Origin of the sequence: Humibacter sp. RRB41 (assembly GCF_022761015.1) — a bacterium.
Taxonomy (GTDB): domain Bacteria; phylum Actinomycetota; class Actinomycetes; order Actinomycetales; family Microbacteriaceae; genus Humibacter.
In genome coordinates, this window is sequence record NZ_JAKWJQ010000001.1 from 499,185 (window position 1) to 515,860 (window position 16,676).

At 66.0% G+C, this 16,676-nt stretch carries 12 protein-coding genes and 1 pseudogene; 9 read left to right on the plus strand and 4 right to left on the minus strand.

The annotated features are described in order from the left end of the window. Positions 1-26: 26 nt before the first annotated feature. Positions 27-1,538: a DHA2 family efflux MFS transporter permease subunit gene (locus MJ603_RS02455; protein WP_243062072.1), complete on the plus strand. Its 1,512-nt coding sequence runs from the start codon at positions 27-29 to the stop codon at positions 1,536-1,538. A gap of 40 nt (positions 1,539-1,578) precedes the next feature. Here the strand turns inward: MJ603_RS02455 and MJ603_RS02460 are convergent. After that, positions 1,579-2,422, minus strand: a pseudogene (locus MJ603_RS02460) (VOC family protein). 125 nt (positions 2,423-2,547) lie between these two features. On the opposite strand from MJ603_RS02460, the gene MJ603_RS02465 reads away from it, so the two are divergent. Continuing rightward, positions 2,548-3,843, plus strand: coding sequence for a hypothetical protein (locus tag MJ603_RS02465; RefSeq protein WP_243062073.1), 1,296 nt, complete (start codon positions 2,548-2,550; stop codon positions 3,841-3,843). On the opposite strand, the gene MJ603_RS02470 is transcribed toward MJ603_RS02465, so the two are convergent. Both MJ603_RS02470 and MJ603_RS02475 read right to left on the minus strand, forming a co-directional pair. Continuing rightward, positions 3,807-4,721 carry a phosphoribosylaminoimidazolesuccinocarboxamide synthase gene (locus MJ603_RS02470; RefSeq protein WP_243062074.1) on the minus strand — a complete coding sequence of 305 codons (915 nt, stop codon included), beginning with the start codon at positions 4,719-4,721 and terminating at the stop codon, positions 3,807-3,809. The two genes, MJ603_RS02465 and MJ603_RS02470, sit on opposite strands and share 37 nt — an antisense overlap. Positions 4,722-4,831: 110 nt before the next feature. After that, positions 4,832-5,494 carry a TetR/AcrR family transcriptional regulator gene (locus tag MJ603_RS02475; RefSeq protein WP_243062075.1) on the minus strand — a complete coding sequence of 221 codons (663 nt, stop codon included), beginning with the start codon at positions 5,492-5,494 and terminating at the stop codon, positions 4,832-4,834. Positions 5,495-5,724: 230 nt separating this feature from the next. Between MJ603_RS02475 and MJ603_RS02480 the strand changes: the two genes are divergently transcribed. The 6 genes from MJ603_RS02480 to MJ603_RS02505 all read left to right on the plus strand — a co-directional run bounded on the left by MJ603_RS02480 (position 5,725) and on the right by MJ603_RS02505 (position 12,384). Then, positions 5,725-6,336 carry an NADPH-dependent F420 reductase gene (locus MJ603_RS02480; RefSeq protein WP_243062076.1) on the plus strand — a complete coding sequence of 204 codons (612 nt, stop codon included), beginning with the start codon at positions 5,725-5,727 and terminating at the stop codon, positions 6,334-6,336. Positions 6,337-6,633: 297 nt separating this feature from the next. Further along, positions 6,634-7,665, plus strand: a complete 1,032-nt coding sequence (locus MJ603_RS02485; protein ID WP_243062077.1) for a LacI family DNA-binding transcriptional regulator — start codon at positions 6,634-6,636, stop codon at positions 7,663-7,665. Next, positions 7,662-9,260, plus strand: coding sequence for an FAD-dependent oxidoreductase (locus MJ603_RS02490; RefSeq protein WP_243062078.1), 1,599 nt, complete (start codon positions 7,662-7,664; stop codon positions 9,258-9,260). Before MJ603_RS02485 ends, MJ603_RS02490 begins: the two co-directional genes overlap by 4 nt. Before the next feature lie 13 nt (positions 9,261-9,273). Further along, positions 9,274-10,575, plus strand: coding sequence for an extracellular solute-binding protein (locus tag MJ603_RS02495; protein ID WP_243062079.1), 1,302 nt, complete (start codon positions 9,274-9,276; stop codon positions 10,573-10,575). A gap of 11 nt (positions 10,576-10,586) precedes the next feature. After that, positions 10,587-11,546 carry a carbohydrate ABC transporter permease gene (locus MJ603_RS02500; RefSeq protein ID WP_243062080.1) on the plus strand — a complete coding sequence of 320 codons (960 nt, stop codon included), beginning with the start codon at positions 10,587-10,589 and terminating at the stop codon, positions 11,544-11,546. Next, entirely contained in the window at positions 11,536-12,384 is an 849-nt protein-coding gene (locus MJ603_RS02505; protein WP_243062081.1) for a carbohydrate ABC transporter permease, read from the plus strand. Before MJ603_RS02500 ends, MJ603_RS02505 begins: the two co-directional genes overlap by 11 nt. Before the next feature lie 90 nt (positions 12,385-12,474). Here the strand turns inward: MJ603_RS02505 and MJ603_RS02510 are convergent, their stop codons facing one another. Then, a complete protein-coding gene (locus tag MJ603_RS02510; RefSeq protein WP_243062082.1) occupies positions 12,475-14,985 on the minus strand; it encodes a polysaccharide lyase 8 family protein in 2,511 nt (836 codons plus the stop codon). Between the two features lie 280 nt (positions 14,986-15,265). On the opposite strand from MJ603_RS02510, the gene MJ603_RS02515 reads away from it, so the two are divergent. Continuing rightward, entirely contained in the window at positions 15,266-16,624 is a 1,359-nt protein-coding gene (locus tag MJ603_RS02515) for an FAD-binding protein (RefSeq protein ID WP_279238597.1), read from the plus strand. Positions 16,625-16,676: the final 52 nt, after the last annotated feature.

The window sequence follows — 16,676 nt, forward strand, 5'->3', positions numbered from 1 at the left end:
GACCCTCCTCATCAAGAAAGAAGAACATGGACAAGCAGACTCGTCCGTGGCCGGCGCTCTGGGCGCTGGTCATCGGATTCTTCATGATCCTGGTCGACACGACCATCGTGTCGGTCGCCAACCCGAAGATTCTCGAGGGCCTGAAAACCGACATCAACTCGGTCATCTGGGTCACGAGCGCCTACCTGCTCGCGTACGCGGTTCCGCTGCTCGTCACAGGACGCCTCGGTGACCGTTTCGGACCCAAGAACATCTACCTGATCGGTCTCGTGCTGTTCACCGGCGCCTCGCTGTGGTGCGGTTTCGCGGGTTCGATCGAGCTGCTCATCACGGCCCGCGTCGTGCAGGGACTCGGTGCCGCGATGATGACGCCGCAGACCATGGCCGTGATCACCCGCACCTTCCCGCCGAACAAGCGCGGAGCAGCGATGGCGCTCTGGGGCGCCACCTCCGGCGTTGCGATGCTGGTCGGCCCGCTGCTCGGCGGCGTGCTCGTCGACGGCCTCGGCTGGGAGTGGATCTTCTTCATCAATGTGCCCGTCGGCGTGATCGGCTTCATCGCCGCCGTGATCCTCGTGCCGAAGCTTCCGACGCACCAGCACTCGTTCGACATCCTGGGCGTCATCCTCAGCGCGATCGGGCTCTTCCTGGTCGTCTTCGGCATTCAGGAGGGCGCGACGTACGACTGGGGAACCATCACCGGCCCGATCACCGTGTGGGGGCTGATCATCGCGGGAATCGTGGTGCTGGCCGCCTTCGTGGTGTGGCAGGCGGTCAACAAGGGCGAACCCCTGATGCCGCTGAAGCTCTTCCGCGACCGCAACTTCTCGCTCGCGAACATGGCGATCAGCACGGTCGGATTCACCGTCACGAGCATGTCGCTGCCGCTGATCTTCTTCGCCCAGCTGGTGCTCGGATTCACGCCTACCCAATCGGCGCTGTTGATGGTGCCGATGGCTCTGGTCGTCATTCCGATCTCACCGTTCGTCGGACGCCTGGCCGACCGGGTGCATCCGCGCTACCTGGCGTTCTTCGGGCTCTTCCTGATGGCGATCGGCCTGGTCTGGTACTCCGCGTGGCTCGACCCGAACGTCGACGTGTGGGCGCGCCTGCTCATACCGAGCGCCGTGCTCGGTATCGCGAACGCGTTCATCTGGGCACCGCTGTCGGTGACCGCGACGCACAACCTGCCTCCGGCCCAAGCCGGCGCGGGCGCGGGCATCTACAACACCGTTCGCCAGGTCGGCAGCGTGCTCGGCAGCGCGGCGATCGCAGCACTCATTCAAGGACGGCTGTCGGCGAACGGCCTGCACTCCGCGTCGAGCGGATCGGAATTCAGCGGAACGAAGCTTCCCGCGATCGTGGCGCAGCCCTTCACGGATGCCATGTCGCAGACGCTACTGCTGCCGGCAGCGGTCGCGCTGCTCGGTGCCGTCGTTGTGCTGTTCTTCGTGCGGCCGAAGAACACGACGAACTGGAGCTCAACGCAGGGCACGCCCGTCGTCGGCGCAAAGAATCCAGCCCCGGTGGCCGAGTAGCGCCACGCGCCCGTGCCGCTACTCGATCGGCGAGATGCGGCTACGCGGCCGTCGTGGGCGACGACGCCGTCAGCCGGATGGCGTTCGCCCATGGATCCTCGAACGCGAGGGCCCGGCCGTCGTCGCGTACGGGCACGCGGTAGTGCGACATCCGCTCCGCCGCCGCTCCGAGGTCATCGTTCGACGGCAGCACGATGTCGACGCGACCGAGCCCGAGTGCCGGTGATCGCCGGCCGGCGCCGGCACTGTTCCACGTGTTCATCGCCATGTGATGGTGGTATCCGCCGGCGCTGACGAACAATGCGGATCCGCCGAGTTCTGCCGTCGTGTCGAATCCGAGCCGGTCGACGTAGAACTCCCTCGCGGAGGCCACGTCGCCGACAGACAGGTGCACGTGTCCGACGCTGGCGCCCCCGACGGCCGGGTCGTCGACATCCTGCTCGACGAGGTGCTGCTGCAGGAACGCGTTCGGATCGAGGTAGAGCGTGCCCATCTCGATGCGACCGTGCGTCCAGCTCCACTGCGTGCGGTCGCGATCCCAGTACAGCTCGACGCCGTTGCCCTCCGGGTCGTCGAAGTAGAACGCCTGACTGACGAGGTGGTCGGAGCTGCCGGTGAACGTGCCGGGCGCACGCTGTGCGACGGAGTACACGGCGGATGCCAGTGCCCGCTGCGATTCGAACAGGATCGCCGTGTGGAACAGCCCGGCCGAGCGCGGCGCGGCGCGCTTCAGCTCGGGGCTGTGCTGCAGGGTGATCACCGTAGTGTTCCGACGTCCGAGCACCACGCGGTCGCCTTCTGCCGCCAGCACGCAGCGTCACCGCGTCGCGGTAGTAGGTGGTCATGGCATCGAGGTCGGCGACGAGCAGGGTCACGCCGCCCATCGCCGTGTCGGCGGCGAGCCGGTCGAGATTGCGTGCGTCGGACATGTCGTGTGCAACGTCGATGCGAACGCATCCATTCCGGGCGACTCTGGTCACTCGCGTGCATTCCACGTATCGTTCCCTTCGTGCGTATTCGGGGAAAAGCGCTGGCTGTTGCGGCGGTGTTCGGGGCCATGATGATCATCGGGGCGATGCCCGCGTCGGCCGTGCCGGCCGGCACGATCGGCGCATTTCCGACGTGGACGACATCGGGTTCCGCCAACGCCTTCACGGGAACGGCGACCTTCACGAGCCCGAGCGATGCGGATGCCACTGTCTCGACCGACTCGGTCTCCGTGACGACACCGAGCGGCGAGTCCGCGTACCTCGGAGCGAACACCGCGTTCGGTCAGGAGTTCGGCTCGACGCGAAAGCAGCCCTACCTGACCCTGCGACCGCGCAGCGGGTCCCCTGCACCCACACCGCCGTCCACCAGCACGCCTACGCCGTCCACCACCACGGTGACGTTCGACTCGGCGCCCGTCGCAGGCTGGGGATTCGCGGTCGGTGACATCGATGCAGACTGGGTGTTCATCCAGCCGCTGGATGCCTCAGGCAACGCGTTGCCTGCCAGCGAACTCGGCGAACAGGGTGTCGGCAACTATTGCGACAACGCCTCTCCGAAGCCTTCCGTGTGCTCGACTGCGACCGCACCCTTCGACGTGCCGAATTGGGTGCCGGGGCCGGGCAGCCAGACCGTCACCTATGGGACGACCTCGATCACGTACACGCCAGGCACGGTCTACGGAAACATCAAGGACACGGCCGGCGCGTACGCCTGGTTCATGCCCACGACCGCGGTGCGCGGCATCCGCCTTCTGTACGGCGCGCTCTCCGGCAGCCCGAACTACCAGCTGTGGCTCGCGCAACCTGCACCCACCGCCACGATCACCGGTCAGGTGGCGCTCGGCGGTGCGGATGCCTCGCAGCCGGTGCCCCCCGGGACCAGCGTCGAGCTTCAGTCATCGGATGGCACGCCTGTCATGGCCATCGACGACTCGCCGGTGACGGTGCCCGTGCAGCCGGATGGCACCTACTCGATCGTCACGGAACAGCGAGACGAGTATCAGCTCGCCGTCCTGCCGCCCGCCGGGTTCGACCCGCCGCCCCCGATCGTGGTGCCGGCGTTGGCGGCGAACGTCACAGCGCCCGAGATCGTCGTCGTGCCGTCGTCGCCCGGTACGAGTCCCTCGACCCCGCCGAGTTCACCCGCCGCACCGTCCGATGTTCTGGCCGACTCGGGCTCGAGCGTCGTCGGAACGGCGTGGACCGCTGCCGCCATGCTCGCTGCCGGCGCGCTGCTGGTCGTTGCCGGGTTGGCGCGCAGGGGGCCTCGTTCGCTGCGTCAGTCCCCTGACAGTCGCTCGAGCAGCTCGCGATAGCGCGCGGCCGTGCGCTGCACGATGTCGTCAGGGAGCGTCGGCGGGGTTCCCTGTTTGTCCCAATTCGCAGACAGCCAGTCGCGCACGATCTGCTTGTCGAAGCTCGCCATGCGCTCGGCGGGAGTGGTGCCGGTGCGCCAGGCTGAGGCATCCCAGTAGCGGCTCGAGTCGCTGGTGAGCACCTCGTCGGCCAGCGTGAGCTCGCCGGTAGTGCGGTCGGTGCCGAACTCGAACTTCGTGTCAGCAAGGATCAGACCGCGCTTTTCGGCGATGGCGGATGCCCGCCGATACACGTCGAGGGATGCGTCGCGAAGCTGCGCTGCGGCATCCGCACCGACCAACTCGACAGTGCGCTCGAAGCTGATGTTCTCGTCGTGCTCGCCCTGCTCGGCCTTGAACGCCGGGGTGTAGATCGGCTCGGGGAGCCGGTCGCCGTTCTGCAGGCCGGCGGGAAGCGGTACGCCGCAGACGCCCTGCGTGCGCTGGTAATCGAGCCAGCCGGTGCCCGTGAGGTATCCGCGCACGACGCACTCGATCGGGTACATGTCGAGGGGCTTGACCAGCATGGCGCGCCCGGCGACGGCAGCGGGGATGCGCTCCACACCGTCGATCGTGCGATCGGCGAGCAGGTGGTTGCGCACGTCGCTGAGCCGGTCGAACCACCACAGCGACAGCGTCGTGAGCAGCTCGCCCTTGCCGGGGATGCCCGGCTCGAGCACGAAGTCGAACGCGCTCACGCGGTCGCTCGCGACGACGAGCAGCGCGTCGGCGGTCTCGACGGATGCCGTGCCCTCCGGCACGTACAGGTCGCGCACCTTGCCTGAGTAGAGATGAGTCCAGCCGGCTAGGGCTCCGGTAGTGCGGGTCGTCGTGGTCACGCGCCAATCGTAGGTGCGCGCGCTTGTCGGTTCCACCTTCAGACGGCGGCCTGCCCGAGGTATCCGCAGGCTGTACCGTTTGCGGGCCGGCTGCCGCGAGCGGCCGCTCCTCAGTCCGCTGTGCTGAGGTGGACCATGGCGTCGTAGAGTTGCCTGTCCGTCATCGGCGGCTCGGGGATCGGGTGCGCCCGCTTTGCCCGGTAGGCGTCCAGCATGAGGTAGAGGTAGCGCCGCCATGCGTTGGGCGCGGTGGTGCTCGTGGCGTCGATCATCCGGCCGTTGGACCAGATGAGGTTGACGATGTCGGCCAGAGTGATGTCAGGGCGCGCCTCGCCGGCTTCTTGAGCCCGGGTGAGCACATCTTCGATTTGTTCGCACATCTGGTCGTGGATGCGCTCGGTGTCGGCGCTGCCCGGGAAGCGGCGGGAAAGGAAGTCGTTGAAACCTCGGTCTCCCGCCTGCACGCGAAACAGGTTCTCCAGATAGTAGACGAACCCTTCCCAGGGGTCGTCGATCTCCAGGGCCTTCGTCGACCCGTCGAGAAACTCCCGAAGCCGAGGCTCGAAGGCGCTCATGAGCAGGTCCATGCGGGTCGGGAAGTGACGATAGAGGGTACCGATGGCGACGTCCGCGTCGCGAGCGATCCTTTCCAAGGAGGCGTCCACTCCCCGGGCCGCGAACTCGCGCCGTGCTGCGGCGATGAGTCGGTCGTGGCGCTCTTGTGCGTCCCGGCGCCGGGGAGTCTGCGTCAGCTCGAGGTCGCCGATGCTCATGCGACCAGGTTACCTCGCGGGGCGAGGGCCCCCTCCGCTTCTCATGCAGCAACGCCGCTCCATGTCGATGACGAACATTCTTTTACGAGATTCGGGCCGCTGTCCGGAATACCTGAGGCACCCCTCCGGTTCAATCGACTACCGGAGGGGTGCCTCATCTTGATCGAACTCGACCACCATCGAGCACTCCCACGGCCCACCGCAACAACCACCACGAAGGAGAACCCGCTATGTCCACCATCACCATCATCGGCTCGGGCAACATGGCTACCGCCATCGGCACCCGGGCGGCGAAGCACGGGTACGCGATCGAGATCATGAGCCGCGACACCGTCAAGGCTCAGGCAGCCGCCGACCAGATCGGCGACCGGGCAACCGTCGGCACGTTCGGCGCAAAGCCGGCCGGTGAAATCGTCTTCCTCGCCGTTCTGTACGCCGGCGCGGTCGAGGTGGTCGAGCACTACGGCGATGCCTTAGCCGGCAAGATCCTCGTCGACATCACCAATCCATTCAACGCCGACGCGAACGGGGTCGTTACCGCCTCGGGCAACTCGGCGACCCAGCAGATCGCCGCCGCCGCCCCAGAGGGCACGCACGTCGTGAAGGCGTTCAACACGATCTTCCGCGGTGTACTCGCCGCAGACGAGCCGTTGGACGTGTTCTTCGCCGGAGGCAACGCCGAAGCGCGGGCACGGTTCGCGGCGTTCCTGGAGAGCCTGGGCATGCGGCCCCTCGACGCGGGAGGACTCGAAACGACGCACGCTCTGGAGTGGGCAGGCATCCTGATCATGGGTCTGGCCCGCAACGGAGGTGGCTTCGACATCGCACTGGGGGTCAAGTAGCGGCGAGAAAGCTCGATGGCGAGGTCGCGGTGATCACCGGCGCGACGAGTGGCATCGCACTGGCCGGCTCAAGGTTGTTCGTCGGGGAACGGGCCCGCGTCTTCATCTCGGCCGGCGGGAGGACGCGCCGGACGAAGCCGTGACGCGGATCGGACCAGGTCGCTACGCCGATGGAGCTCGTTGCCGGCGGAGGCGCCACCGTGATCTGAGAGCGCCGGAGAATTTGCTAATGCGCATGATCAGCCCATATCATCGCTGCAGCGCACATGCTCATGCGCATTAGCAAGGAGGCTGCCCGTGGCACCGCGAGTGACACAACAACGCATCGCCGAGTTGGCGGGGGTGAGTCAGACGACCGTGTCGCTCGTGCTCAATGGAAAAGAAGACTCCGCCCGCATTCCCGAAGCGACGCGTCAGCGCGTGCTCGACGTCATCAACGAGACGACCTATGTCGCAGATCCGGCCGCGCGCAGGCTGGCGGGGCAGGCGAACAATCTCGTGGGCATCTTCACCTACGAGCACGCATTTCCGAGCGAGACCTCGGACTTCTACACGCCTCTGCTGACCGGCATCGAGAGCGCAGCCGAACAGCTCGGCGTCGACCTGCTGATGTTCACCAGTGCGCCGGTCGTCGACGGACGACGCAAGATCCTGCATGAGCGCAGCCGACTGCGCCTGGCCGACGGATGCCTTCTGCTCGGCCGCGAGATGGACGCCGACGAGCTGCAACAACTGAGCGAAAGCGGCTACCCGTTCGTCACGGTCGGACGTCGCGATGGCGAGAACATCCGCTGGGTGGGTCTGGACTACAAGTCCGCGAGTGCCGACCTGGCCAGTCGCATCATCGAGGCCGGACACCGTCGCGCGGTGTACGTGCACCTCTCTCTGAATGCCGAATCGTCGCGCGATCGTGCCGATGGGCTGATCGAGCGGCTCAGCTCGAGCGACGTCGCCGTCGAGACCGCGCAACTGAAGGATGTCTCCGTCGAGCAGGTACTCGACCTCGTGGTCTCCGCCGGGGCGACGGTTCTCGTCGTCGAAGACCCGACAGAAGCAGAGACGCTGCACGCGGCCTTGCGTGCGAAGGGGATCGCCGTGCCCTCCCAGCTGTCGATGGTCGTACTCGGCGAGCGGAGCCGGCCGCAAGACCAGGCCATCGACTTCACGCGCTTGAGCGCGCCTCGAATCGCGCTCGGAGCGGCGGCGATGGCGCTTCTGCACGAGACGCTCAACGGCGTGGACGAAGCGGAGGAGGGTCTGCCGGAGCAGCAGCTTCTTCCGTGCGCCCTGATCGACGGCTCGACTCTTGCGCAGGCGACGGCACGATGAGGCGGCTCGATACCGATGTCGTCGTCGTCGGCGGTGGCCTTGGCGGGGTCGCGGCGGCGCTCGCCGTGCTACGAGCCGGGCGGCGCGTCATCCTCACGGAGCAGTACGCCTGGCTCGGCGGCCAGCTGACCAGCCAGGCCGTGACCCTCGATGAGCACACCTGGATCGAGCAGTTCGGATGCACGGCGAGCTATCGGGAGCTGCGCGACGGCATCCGTCGGTACTACCGCGACAACTACCCGCTGTCGGCCGAGGCTGCTGCGCAGCGCTACCTCAACCCGGGAGCCGGTCTCGTCAGTCGCCTGTGCAGCGAGCCGAAGGTCGCGGTCGCGGTGATCGACGAGCTGCTGGGCCCGTTCATCAGCGCGGGACGGCTCGTCGTGCTGCAGCCGGCGGTTCCGGTCGGGGCACACGTCGACGGCGACGTCGTCACCAGTGTCGAGGTAGCGACCCAGGATGAGCGCATCGAGTTGCGCGGCGACTACGTGCTCGACGCGACCGAGACCGGGGAGCTGCTCCCGCTCACCGGCACCGAGTACGTGGTCGGCAGTGAATCGCGAGAGGACACGGGTGAGCCGAACGCTCCCGCGGTCGCGGATCCCGGCAACGTGCAGGCGATCTCCTGGTGCTTCGTCGTCGATCACGTCGAGGGGGATCACACGATTCCGCGTCCCGATGATTACGACTACTGGGCCACCTTCGCCCCGGAGTTCTGGGGTGCACCGATGATCGGCCTCACGGGCCCGCACCCCCGCACGCTTGAAACCGTGACCCGGGACTTCACCCCCAACATCGACGATGACCCGTTCTCCAGGATCGCCGACCAGCGAGCGGACGGCGGGGACCAGGAGCTCTGGACGTTCCGGCGCCTCCTCGCTCGCAAGGTGCTGGAGCCGGGCTTCCTCGACAGCGACATCGTGCTGGTCAACTGGCCGATGATCGACTACGTCGGAGGCAGCATCATCGACAGCCCCGACGCGGAGAGCCATCTCGACGCTGCGCGGAGGCAGTCCAGGGCGATGCTCTACTGGCTGCAGACCGAGGCTCCGAGACCCGACGGAGGTCGGGGTTGGCCAGGGTTGCGACTGCGGCCGGACGTCACCGGCACCGATGACGGCTTCGCCCAGGCGCCCTACATCCGCGAGTCCAGGCGAATCCGCGCCGAGTACACGGTCGTCGAGCAGGACCTTTCGATCGGCGCGCGCGGCAGTGATTCGCCCGCGACCTTCTCGGACTCGGTCGGCGTCGGCATGTACCGCATCGACTTGCATCCCTCCACCGGCGGCGACAACTACATCGACATCGCCTCGGTGCCCTTCGAGATTCCACTGGGGGCGCTCATCCCGATCAGGATGCGCAACCTGCTTCCAGCGGCGAAGAACGTCGGAACGACCCACATCACCAACGGCGCCTTCAGGCTCCACCCGGTGGAGTGGTCGATCGGCGAGGCGGCGGGCTGGCTAGCGGCCTTCTGCCTGGACCGCGCGACTGATCCCCGCGCGGTCCACCACACTCCTTCTCTTCTGGAGGAGTTTCAAACCCGGTTGGTCGGCAACGGCGTCGAGCTGCACTGGCCCGACGTCGCCGGCTACTGATCAAGGAGCACTGATGAGAACAGCAAGGAAGCTGGCAGGAGTCGCGGCGATCGCCGTCGCCGCGCTAGCGCTCTCAGCCTGCAGCGGGTCGTCACCGACCCCGGCGAAGACCACTGCGGCCCCGAACAGCGTGTCGCTGAGGATGACGACGTGGACGGCCAACCCCGACCAACTCGCCCTTTTCAACAAGATCGCGGATGCCTACAAGCAGACGCACCCCGAGATCAAGTCGATCACCTTCGACTCGCTCCCCTACGACGACTACACCTCGACGCTCACCACCCAGATCGCAGGTGGATCGGCACCGGACCTGGCGTGGGTGCTCGACACCGACGCGACCGACTTCGTGCAGTCGGGAGTCCTGTCGCCGCTCACCGATTCGTTGAAAGCGACGAAGGGGTACGACTACGGTGACATCGGCTCGAGCGCTGCGAAGCTGTGGACGAAGGACAAGCAGCTCTACGCATACCCCTTCTCGACGTCACCGTTCGTGGTCTTCGCCAACGATGCCCTGCTGAAGAAGGCGGGCGAGCCGACGTCGGCGGAACTCCAGGCCCAGGGCAAATGGGATCTCAAGGACATCGCCGACGTCGCATCGCAGGTCAACGCCAAGACCGGCCAGGGCGGCCTCATCGTCAACAACTTCAACTACGACGACTGGACTCTGCTCTCGACCATCTGGAACGCGTGGGGCGCTGCCCCGTGGAGCGCTGACGGATCGAAGTGCACGTTCACCTCGTCGAAGATGAACGACGCGTTCGACTTCATCAACAAGGCGGTCTTCGATCAGAACGCGATGCCGGGACCCGGAACGAACCTCAACTTCTTCTCGGGTGGCTCCGCCTTCGTGATCACGCAGATCTCGAGCGCGAATCTGCTGCCCGCAGGCGGATTCGCCTGGAATATGCTCCCGTTGCCCGGGCGTACCGCCGATTCGACGAATCACGTGATCGGGCAGGCCGGCGTGGGTGTGCTCGCCAAGGGAAAGAACGCTCAGGAGGCGCAGGACTTCCTCGCGTACTTCACGAATCCGAGCAACGCCAAGAAGCTCGCACAGTACTTTCCGCCGCCCCGTACGTCGCTCGTGAACGCGGAGACGCTCGCCGCGACCAACCCCGTGCTGAGCAAGAAGCAGCTCAACGACGTCGTCATCCCATCACTCAAGAACGCCGTGACCCGGCCGGGCCACGTCAACCAGACTCAGGTCGCGTCGGAGGTCAAGACCGCCTTGACGCCGATGTGGAAGCCGAACGCCGATGTCTCTTCGATTCTGAAGAACGTCTGCAGCTCGGTGCAGTCGAGCCTGGCGGGTTGAACGTCTCCGCCATGAACACGAACACCTTGGCTCCGCCGGCACGGGTCGAGACCCGCGCCGGCGGGGCCGGTCAACGCCCTCGGCGACGGTTCCTGACGCTGAAGCGCCGGGACCGCATCGCCGGTTACCTCTTCATCACTCCGCAACTGGCCGGCATCGTCGCGTTCGTCCTGATTCCACTGGTGCTGGTCGTCTACTACAGCTTCCAGAAATGGAACGTGTTGAGCGGATCCATCGAACCTGCAGGCCTCGACAACTACCAGAAGCTCCTCAGCGACCCGCAGATGCCGTCCGTGCTGGGCGCGACGGCGATCTTCTCCGTCGGGCTCGTGTTGTTCAACATCCCGTTGGCGCTCCTTCTCGCCGTACTGCTCAATCGCAGCGGCCGGGGTATCGCCTTCTTCCGCACCGTGTTCTTCTCACCGGTCGTCATCGCGATCGTCGCGTGGACGATCGTCTGGCAGTTCCTGTTGCAGGACAACGGTGGTGTCAACGGCTTTCTCAAGCTGTTCGGCATCGCGGGACCGAACTGGCTCGAAAGCGGGCCGACCGCGATGGCCGCGGTGATCGTCGTGCAGGTCTTCAAGAACGTCGGCCTGAACATGGTGCTGTTCCTCTCCGGCCTGCAGGGAGTGCCAGCAGAGATCCAGGAAGCTGCACGCGTCGACGGTGCTTCCGCGCAGACCGTCTTCGCCCGCATCACGCTGCCGTTGATCTCGCCGACCATTCTCTTGACCGTGATCATCACGATCGTCGGCTCGCTGCAGGTCTTCGCTCAGATCGCGGTGCTCACCAAGGGCGGCCCCGGCATCTCGACGACGGTCCTCGTCTACTACCTGTTCCAACAGGCGTTCCAGTTCCACAACTTCGGCTACGGCTCGACGCTGGCGATCCTCTTGTTCGTCATCGTGCTGATCCTCACCGTCATCCAATGGCAGCTCCGCAAGAGGTGGGTGTTCTATGAAAGCTGATCGCACCCGCAAGCGCTGGATGCGTGCACTGCTCTACGTCGTGCTCTCGATCATCGCGATCCCGTTCCTGTTCCCGACCTGGTGGATGATCACCTCGTCGTTCAAGACCGTGAACCAGATCTTCGCGTTCCCTCCCTCGCTGATCCCGTTGACGCCGTCGATGGATGCCTACGTCAAGGCGTTCACGTTCCAGCCGTTCGCGCAGCAGTACTTCAACAGCATGTACATCGCGGTCGTCGTGACGGTGGTCACGATGCTGGTCTCCTCGCTCGCGGGATACGCGTTCGCGCGGATCAAGTTCCCAGGGCAGAACATCCTGTTCCTCGTCGTGCTGATCGGGCTGCTCATCCCGAGCGAGGTCACGATCGTGCCCCTGTTCCAGGTCTTCAACTCCCTGGGTCTCATCAACACGCATTGGCCGCTGATCCTCGTCACGTCGTTCGGCGCGCCGAGCGTGCTGGCCACGTTCATCATGCGGCAGTTCTTCATCGCCCTGCCGGGCGAGCTCGAGGAAGCGGGACGTCTCGACGGACTCGGCCGCCCTGGAATCTGGTGGCGTGTGGCGATGCCGTTGGCGAAGTCGGCTCTGGCGGCTGTCGCGATCTTCACCTTCCTGAACGCTTGGAATCTGTACCTCGAGCCGACGGTGTATCTCTCGACGCCCGGGCTCTTCACGTTGCCCGAGGCGCTGACGCACTACGTCGACCCATACAGCGGACCGATGTGGAACGTGCAGCTCGCGGCGGCCACGATGACGGCGGTACCCGTGTTGATCGTGTTCGTGATCGCGCAGCGCCAGTTCGTCGAGGGCCTGGCTCAGACCGGCCTGAAGGGCTGATCGACGCGAGACGATGGTCGTCGCGGAAGAAGGGCGGTGCCGATGAGGCACCGCCCTTCTTCCGACTCCGTCACACGGGGTGAGCGTCGGTCATCCTGAAACCACTGCTCCGCTGCCGGCGGTCGACGTTCCGCTACCGTGCGGCGAAGGGGGTGCAGCGAACCTGGCGACGAACGACGCCCCGGCGGCACCGGACATGGGCACCGAGATCACCACCTTCGGGCTGATCGACAACACGGTCACACCCGGATCGACCGAGGTGATCGCTCGTGCGGCAACGTCGACCGTGACCGTGATGCTTCCCGTGAGCGCCTTCGTCGGATCGCTCACCGCGAGCGACAGACGCCCGCCCTTGCGGCTCATCACGACGGATGCCGGCTTGTCGACCGTGATTCCGGCGGTCGTCGGTGCATCCGCCGACCAGAAATTGGCCATGGTGACAACCTCGTCCGACGGTGAGGTTGCTGGCGCCTTCTGCGAGGCGGGGGACGACGCGGCGGCTCTCGTCCTGGTGATCGCTTGCACCTCACCGGTGTTCGCCACGACTGCGACGTCGGGCGATGCGGCCATCGTGGCCGTCGCATCCTGTGTCGCCCCCGGCAGCTGGAAGTACGCGTACGTCGCATCGGTCGGCGTCAGGCCGTGATCGAACCAGAGGGTGATGAAGCGACGGGAGTACGCGGTCGTGTCGTCGTAGACGCCGCGGTGGTCCATGTCAGTCCACTTGCCAGTGCGATCGTTGCGCATGCCCTTGATCGTCGCGCCGTCGGGGAACACGTAGCCGCATGCGTTGGGAATCCATACCCATTTCGGCGTGAGGTCCGACGGCGTGCTGCTCGCCGTCGCCAGCGCGGACTCGCCGTCGATGATCGGGACAGTCTTGCCGTTCGGCCCGATGTTGCGCTGCTCGATGATGGTCTCGATACCACCGGGGTCCGTGCTCGTGATTCCAGCGCCGAGGCAGACGATCACGTCGCCGACGCAGAACCAGGATTTTCTGGCCTTGAGGATGGAGAAGACGACCGGCATCCCGAGTGCGACGTCGCCGTCGAGCAGCGCACCCCCTGCCCACGTGTTGTCGGTGGTGCGGCCCTTGCCGAGCGTCAATGTGCGGTTGGTCACCGTGGTGCCGGGGATGCGATATTTGTCGGCCGTCGGCCAGTACTCGTTGGGCCAGTGGCCGAGCTGATTCGGCAAGTACATGTACACAGCACCCTCGCCTGTGTACCAACCCTCGAGGTTCTCCGAGTTGGCGGATTCGTAGGGCTTGATCTTCGCGGTGTCCATGGCGACGCCGAAGGCGAATCCCGGCCTGCGGTGCACCGCGCGTGCCATCGAGGTCGCCACGACGGTGTCGGTCGATTCACCGCTCGACGGGATGCTCGAGTCGGCGACCAGCGCACGTCCCGCTGCGATCGACGACAGGCGCACCTGCTCGATGGGCACCGGATCGTAACTGAAGAAGGGCAGGAAGGAATCTGCACCGATCCATCCCTTGCACTGCGACCTCACCGTGAGCGCCTGTTGCGCAGGGAACACGGTGGCCAGCTGAAGGATGGTGGCGATCGTCAGCCGCCCGATCCGGTGGTCGGTCTCGTAGAACCGGGACAGTCCGCGCCCGCGGTTCATGTCCATCAGGGCGCCGGCGTAGATCCATGGCCGAAAGTTCTTCTGCACCCAGTCGTAGACCTCGCCGACCTGGGCGGCATCGAAGGCCCACGGCGTTCCCTGCGTCGCGATCATCGAATACGCGAGGTACTGCAGGAGCGAGACACCGTAGCCGCCGGTGTACGCGAAGAAGACGTGCTGGATGAATCCGCCGTCGGTGTAGAAGCCGTCGCTGCTGGTCGAATAGGGAAAGATCGTCACGATCGCGGACTTCGCGTTGTCGATCACAGCGCTGTCCTGGCTCAGCGCGCCGCGCAGGATCGCGATCGAACACGCCCAGTTGCGGTTGGCGCCCGTCGAGACCAGTCCGCCCGTGCTCGTCGGGTCCGGTGCGTAGTGCGCGATCGCCGCCATGGCTGCCGACAACTGCGCGGGGCTCAGATCGTCGTACATCAGCACACAGAAGTCGTTGAGCGCAAGAGGGATGCCGATCTGCCAATCCCACCAGTTGTCGTAGGAGTGCACCGACGGGCCGTACTTGGCGGAGAGGAACCAGTCGAGGGCTGACAGCAGGTCGGCCTTCAGCTGGGTGCTGTCGGACAGCGAGGAACCGGGGGACTTCAGGGCGAGCGCGAGTGAGCGAAGGCGGCCGATGTTGTTGCGCTGCACGGCCGAGGTGCTGCTGCTGTCGAGGTCCGACCAGAGGTACGTGCGACCGGCGGACGTGTTCATGCTCGTCCAGAACGGCTGCGCAGCCGCAGCAGAGTCGGTGACGTACTTCTGAATCACAGGGTCCGACGGGTCGTAGTCACCGAGCAGCGTGCCACGCCACTGGTTCCTGACTCGGTCGAAGTCCGTCGTCGCGGCAGCGGCAGCGGCGTCGGCGCGGGTTGTCGGCGACAAGGTCACCGTCGCGGCGAGCACGGTCGCGACCGCCCCGCCCGTGAGTACAGCGCGTCGGCTCATGCCGGACGCCAGGGAATCTCCCACCATGGGACACCTCTCGAAGAAGACGAATCAGAAGGGGACTGAGGCGTCGCGACGGGAGCCGCACCGCCCTGCCTTAAGTGATCATCTCCGCGAGCGAGAACGAGTGTCAACTGATAATACCTATTACCACTGGAGTAATGATATTACCCGCGATCTGACGGATGGGTCGCCCGCAGACCGACTGCAGATCGGCTGTGGTTCCGGACGGCCTTCGTCTAGCGTTGGACAGCGCCCGCTGTCGACGGAGGTTTGGTGGCAGCGACCGTATCGTGCAGAATTGTTCTTGCTCAAAACAAAAGCGGCGATGTCGGCATCCGGCTCGCGCATCGACACCATCAGACACGCAACGGGGCGCATCCCGTGGGAGAGCAGGAGAGGCGACGTGGCCGAATCGGCAGGAACCAACTGGGCGGGCAACTACACGTATCGGTCGGCGGGGCTGGTGCATCCGTCGTCCGTCGACGAAGTGCAGCGCGCCGTGACGGATGCCGTCGACGCCGGCAGCACGGTGCGCGCCCTCGGCACCCGGCACTGCTTCAACGACATCGCCGACACGGCCGGCATCCAGCTCGCCATGACGTCGCTGCCCCCGCGCTTCGAGCTCGACGAGGCTGCGCGCACCGTCACGGTCTCCGCAGGGTCGCGCTACGGCGACATCGCCCAGCAGTTAGATGCCCGTGGCTGGGCCCTCCCGAACCTCGCCTCGCTCCCCCACATCTCCGTCGCCGGTGCGATCGCCACTGCCACGCACGGCTCAGGCGACCGCAACGTCAACCTGGCGGCGGTCGTCAGCGGCTTCGAGTTCGTCGACGGTTCGGGTGAGCTCGTCACCCTGCGCCGCGCAGACGAGGACTTCGCCGGCGCGGTCGTCGGCCTCGGCGCCTTCGGCATCTTCACGAGCGTGACGCTCGATGTCGTGCCGACGTTCGAGGTGGCGCAGACCGTGTTCACGGGGCTCGACTGGGACACCGTGCTCGACAACTTCGACGCGATCACGTCGTCCGGCTACAGCGTGAGCATGTTCACAAACTGGGTCGGCGGCGTTCAGCAGATCTGGCTCAAGCGACTCGTCTCGGAGGACCCCGCGCCTGCGTCGCTCTTCGGGGCGACGCAGGCGGCCGAGAAGCGGCATCCGCTGCCCGGTGTCGATGCGACAGCGTGCACGGACCAGTTCGGGGTTCCTGGACCCTGGTACGACCGGCTTCCGCACTTCAAGCTCGCTTTCACGCCGTCGAACGGCGAAGAGATCCAAACCGAGTACCTCGTGCCGCGCGCTCGGGCGACCGACGCCATCCGTGCGCTGCTGCCGTTGGCAGACCAGATCGCGCCGGTTCTGCAGGTGACGGAGCTGCGCGAGGTCGCGGCTGACGACCTCTGGCTGAGCGGGGAGTACGGCACCGATGTGCTGGGCATCCACTTCACCTGGAAGCGCGACCAGCCTGCGGTCGAGGCCGTGCTGCCTGCGATCGAGGCTGCGCTGTTCCCGCTCGGGGCGCGACCGCACTGGGGCAAGCTCTTCCTCGACGTCGACGGCGTGGTTCCTTCGCTGTATCCGCGGTTCGACGACTTCCGCGCGCTGGTCGCGAAGTACGACCCGCACGGTGTGTTCCGCAACGCGTACCTGGAGCGTCTGCTGCGCTGATCGGTCTTGTGCGCCGGTCCCTGTCCAGCGCACCGCGGTCGGGTCGAACGCA

What these genes read in the sequence shown, in the direction of transcription:
- MJ603_RS02455 (WP_243062072.1), top strand. Translation starts at nt 27, where the DNA reads ATGGACAAGCAGACTCGTCCGTGGCCGGCGCTCTGGGCGCTGGTCATC.
- MJ603_RS02475 (WP_243062075.1), bottom strand. Translation starts at nt 5,494, where the DNA reads ATGAGCATCGGCGACCTCGAGCTGACGCAGACTCCCCGGCGCCGGGAC.
- MJ603_RS02480 (WP_243062076.1), top strand. Translation starts at nt 5,725, where the DNA reads ATGTCCACCATCACCATCATCGGCTCGGGCAACATGGCTACCGCCATC.
- MJ603_RS02490 (WP_243062078.1), top strand. Translation starts at nt 7,662, where the DNA reads ATGAGGCGGCTCGATACCGATGTCGTCGTCGTCGGCGGTGGCCTTGGC.
- MJ603_RS02495 (WP_243062079.1), top strand. Translation starts at nt 9,274, where the DNA reads ATGAGAACAGCAAGGAAGCTGGCAGGAGTCGCGGCGATCGCCGTCGCC.
- MJ603_RS02500 (WP_243062080.1), top strand. Translation starts at nt 10,587, where the DNA reads ATGAACACGAACACCTTGGCTCCGCCGGCACGGGTCGAGACCCGCGCC.
- MJ603_RS02505 (WP_243062081.1), top strand. Translation starts at nt 11,536, where the DNA reads ATGAAAGCTGATCGCACCCGCAAGCGCTGGATGCGTGCACTGCTCTAC.
- MJ603_RS02510 (WP_243062082.1), bottom strand. Translation starts at nt 14,985, where the DNA reads ATGGTGGGAGATTCCCTGGCGTCCGGCATGAGCCGACGCGCTGTACTC.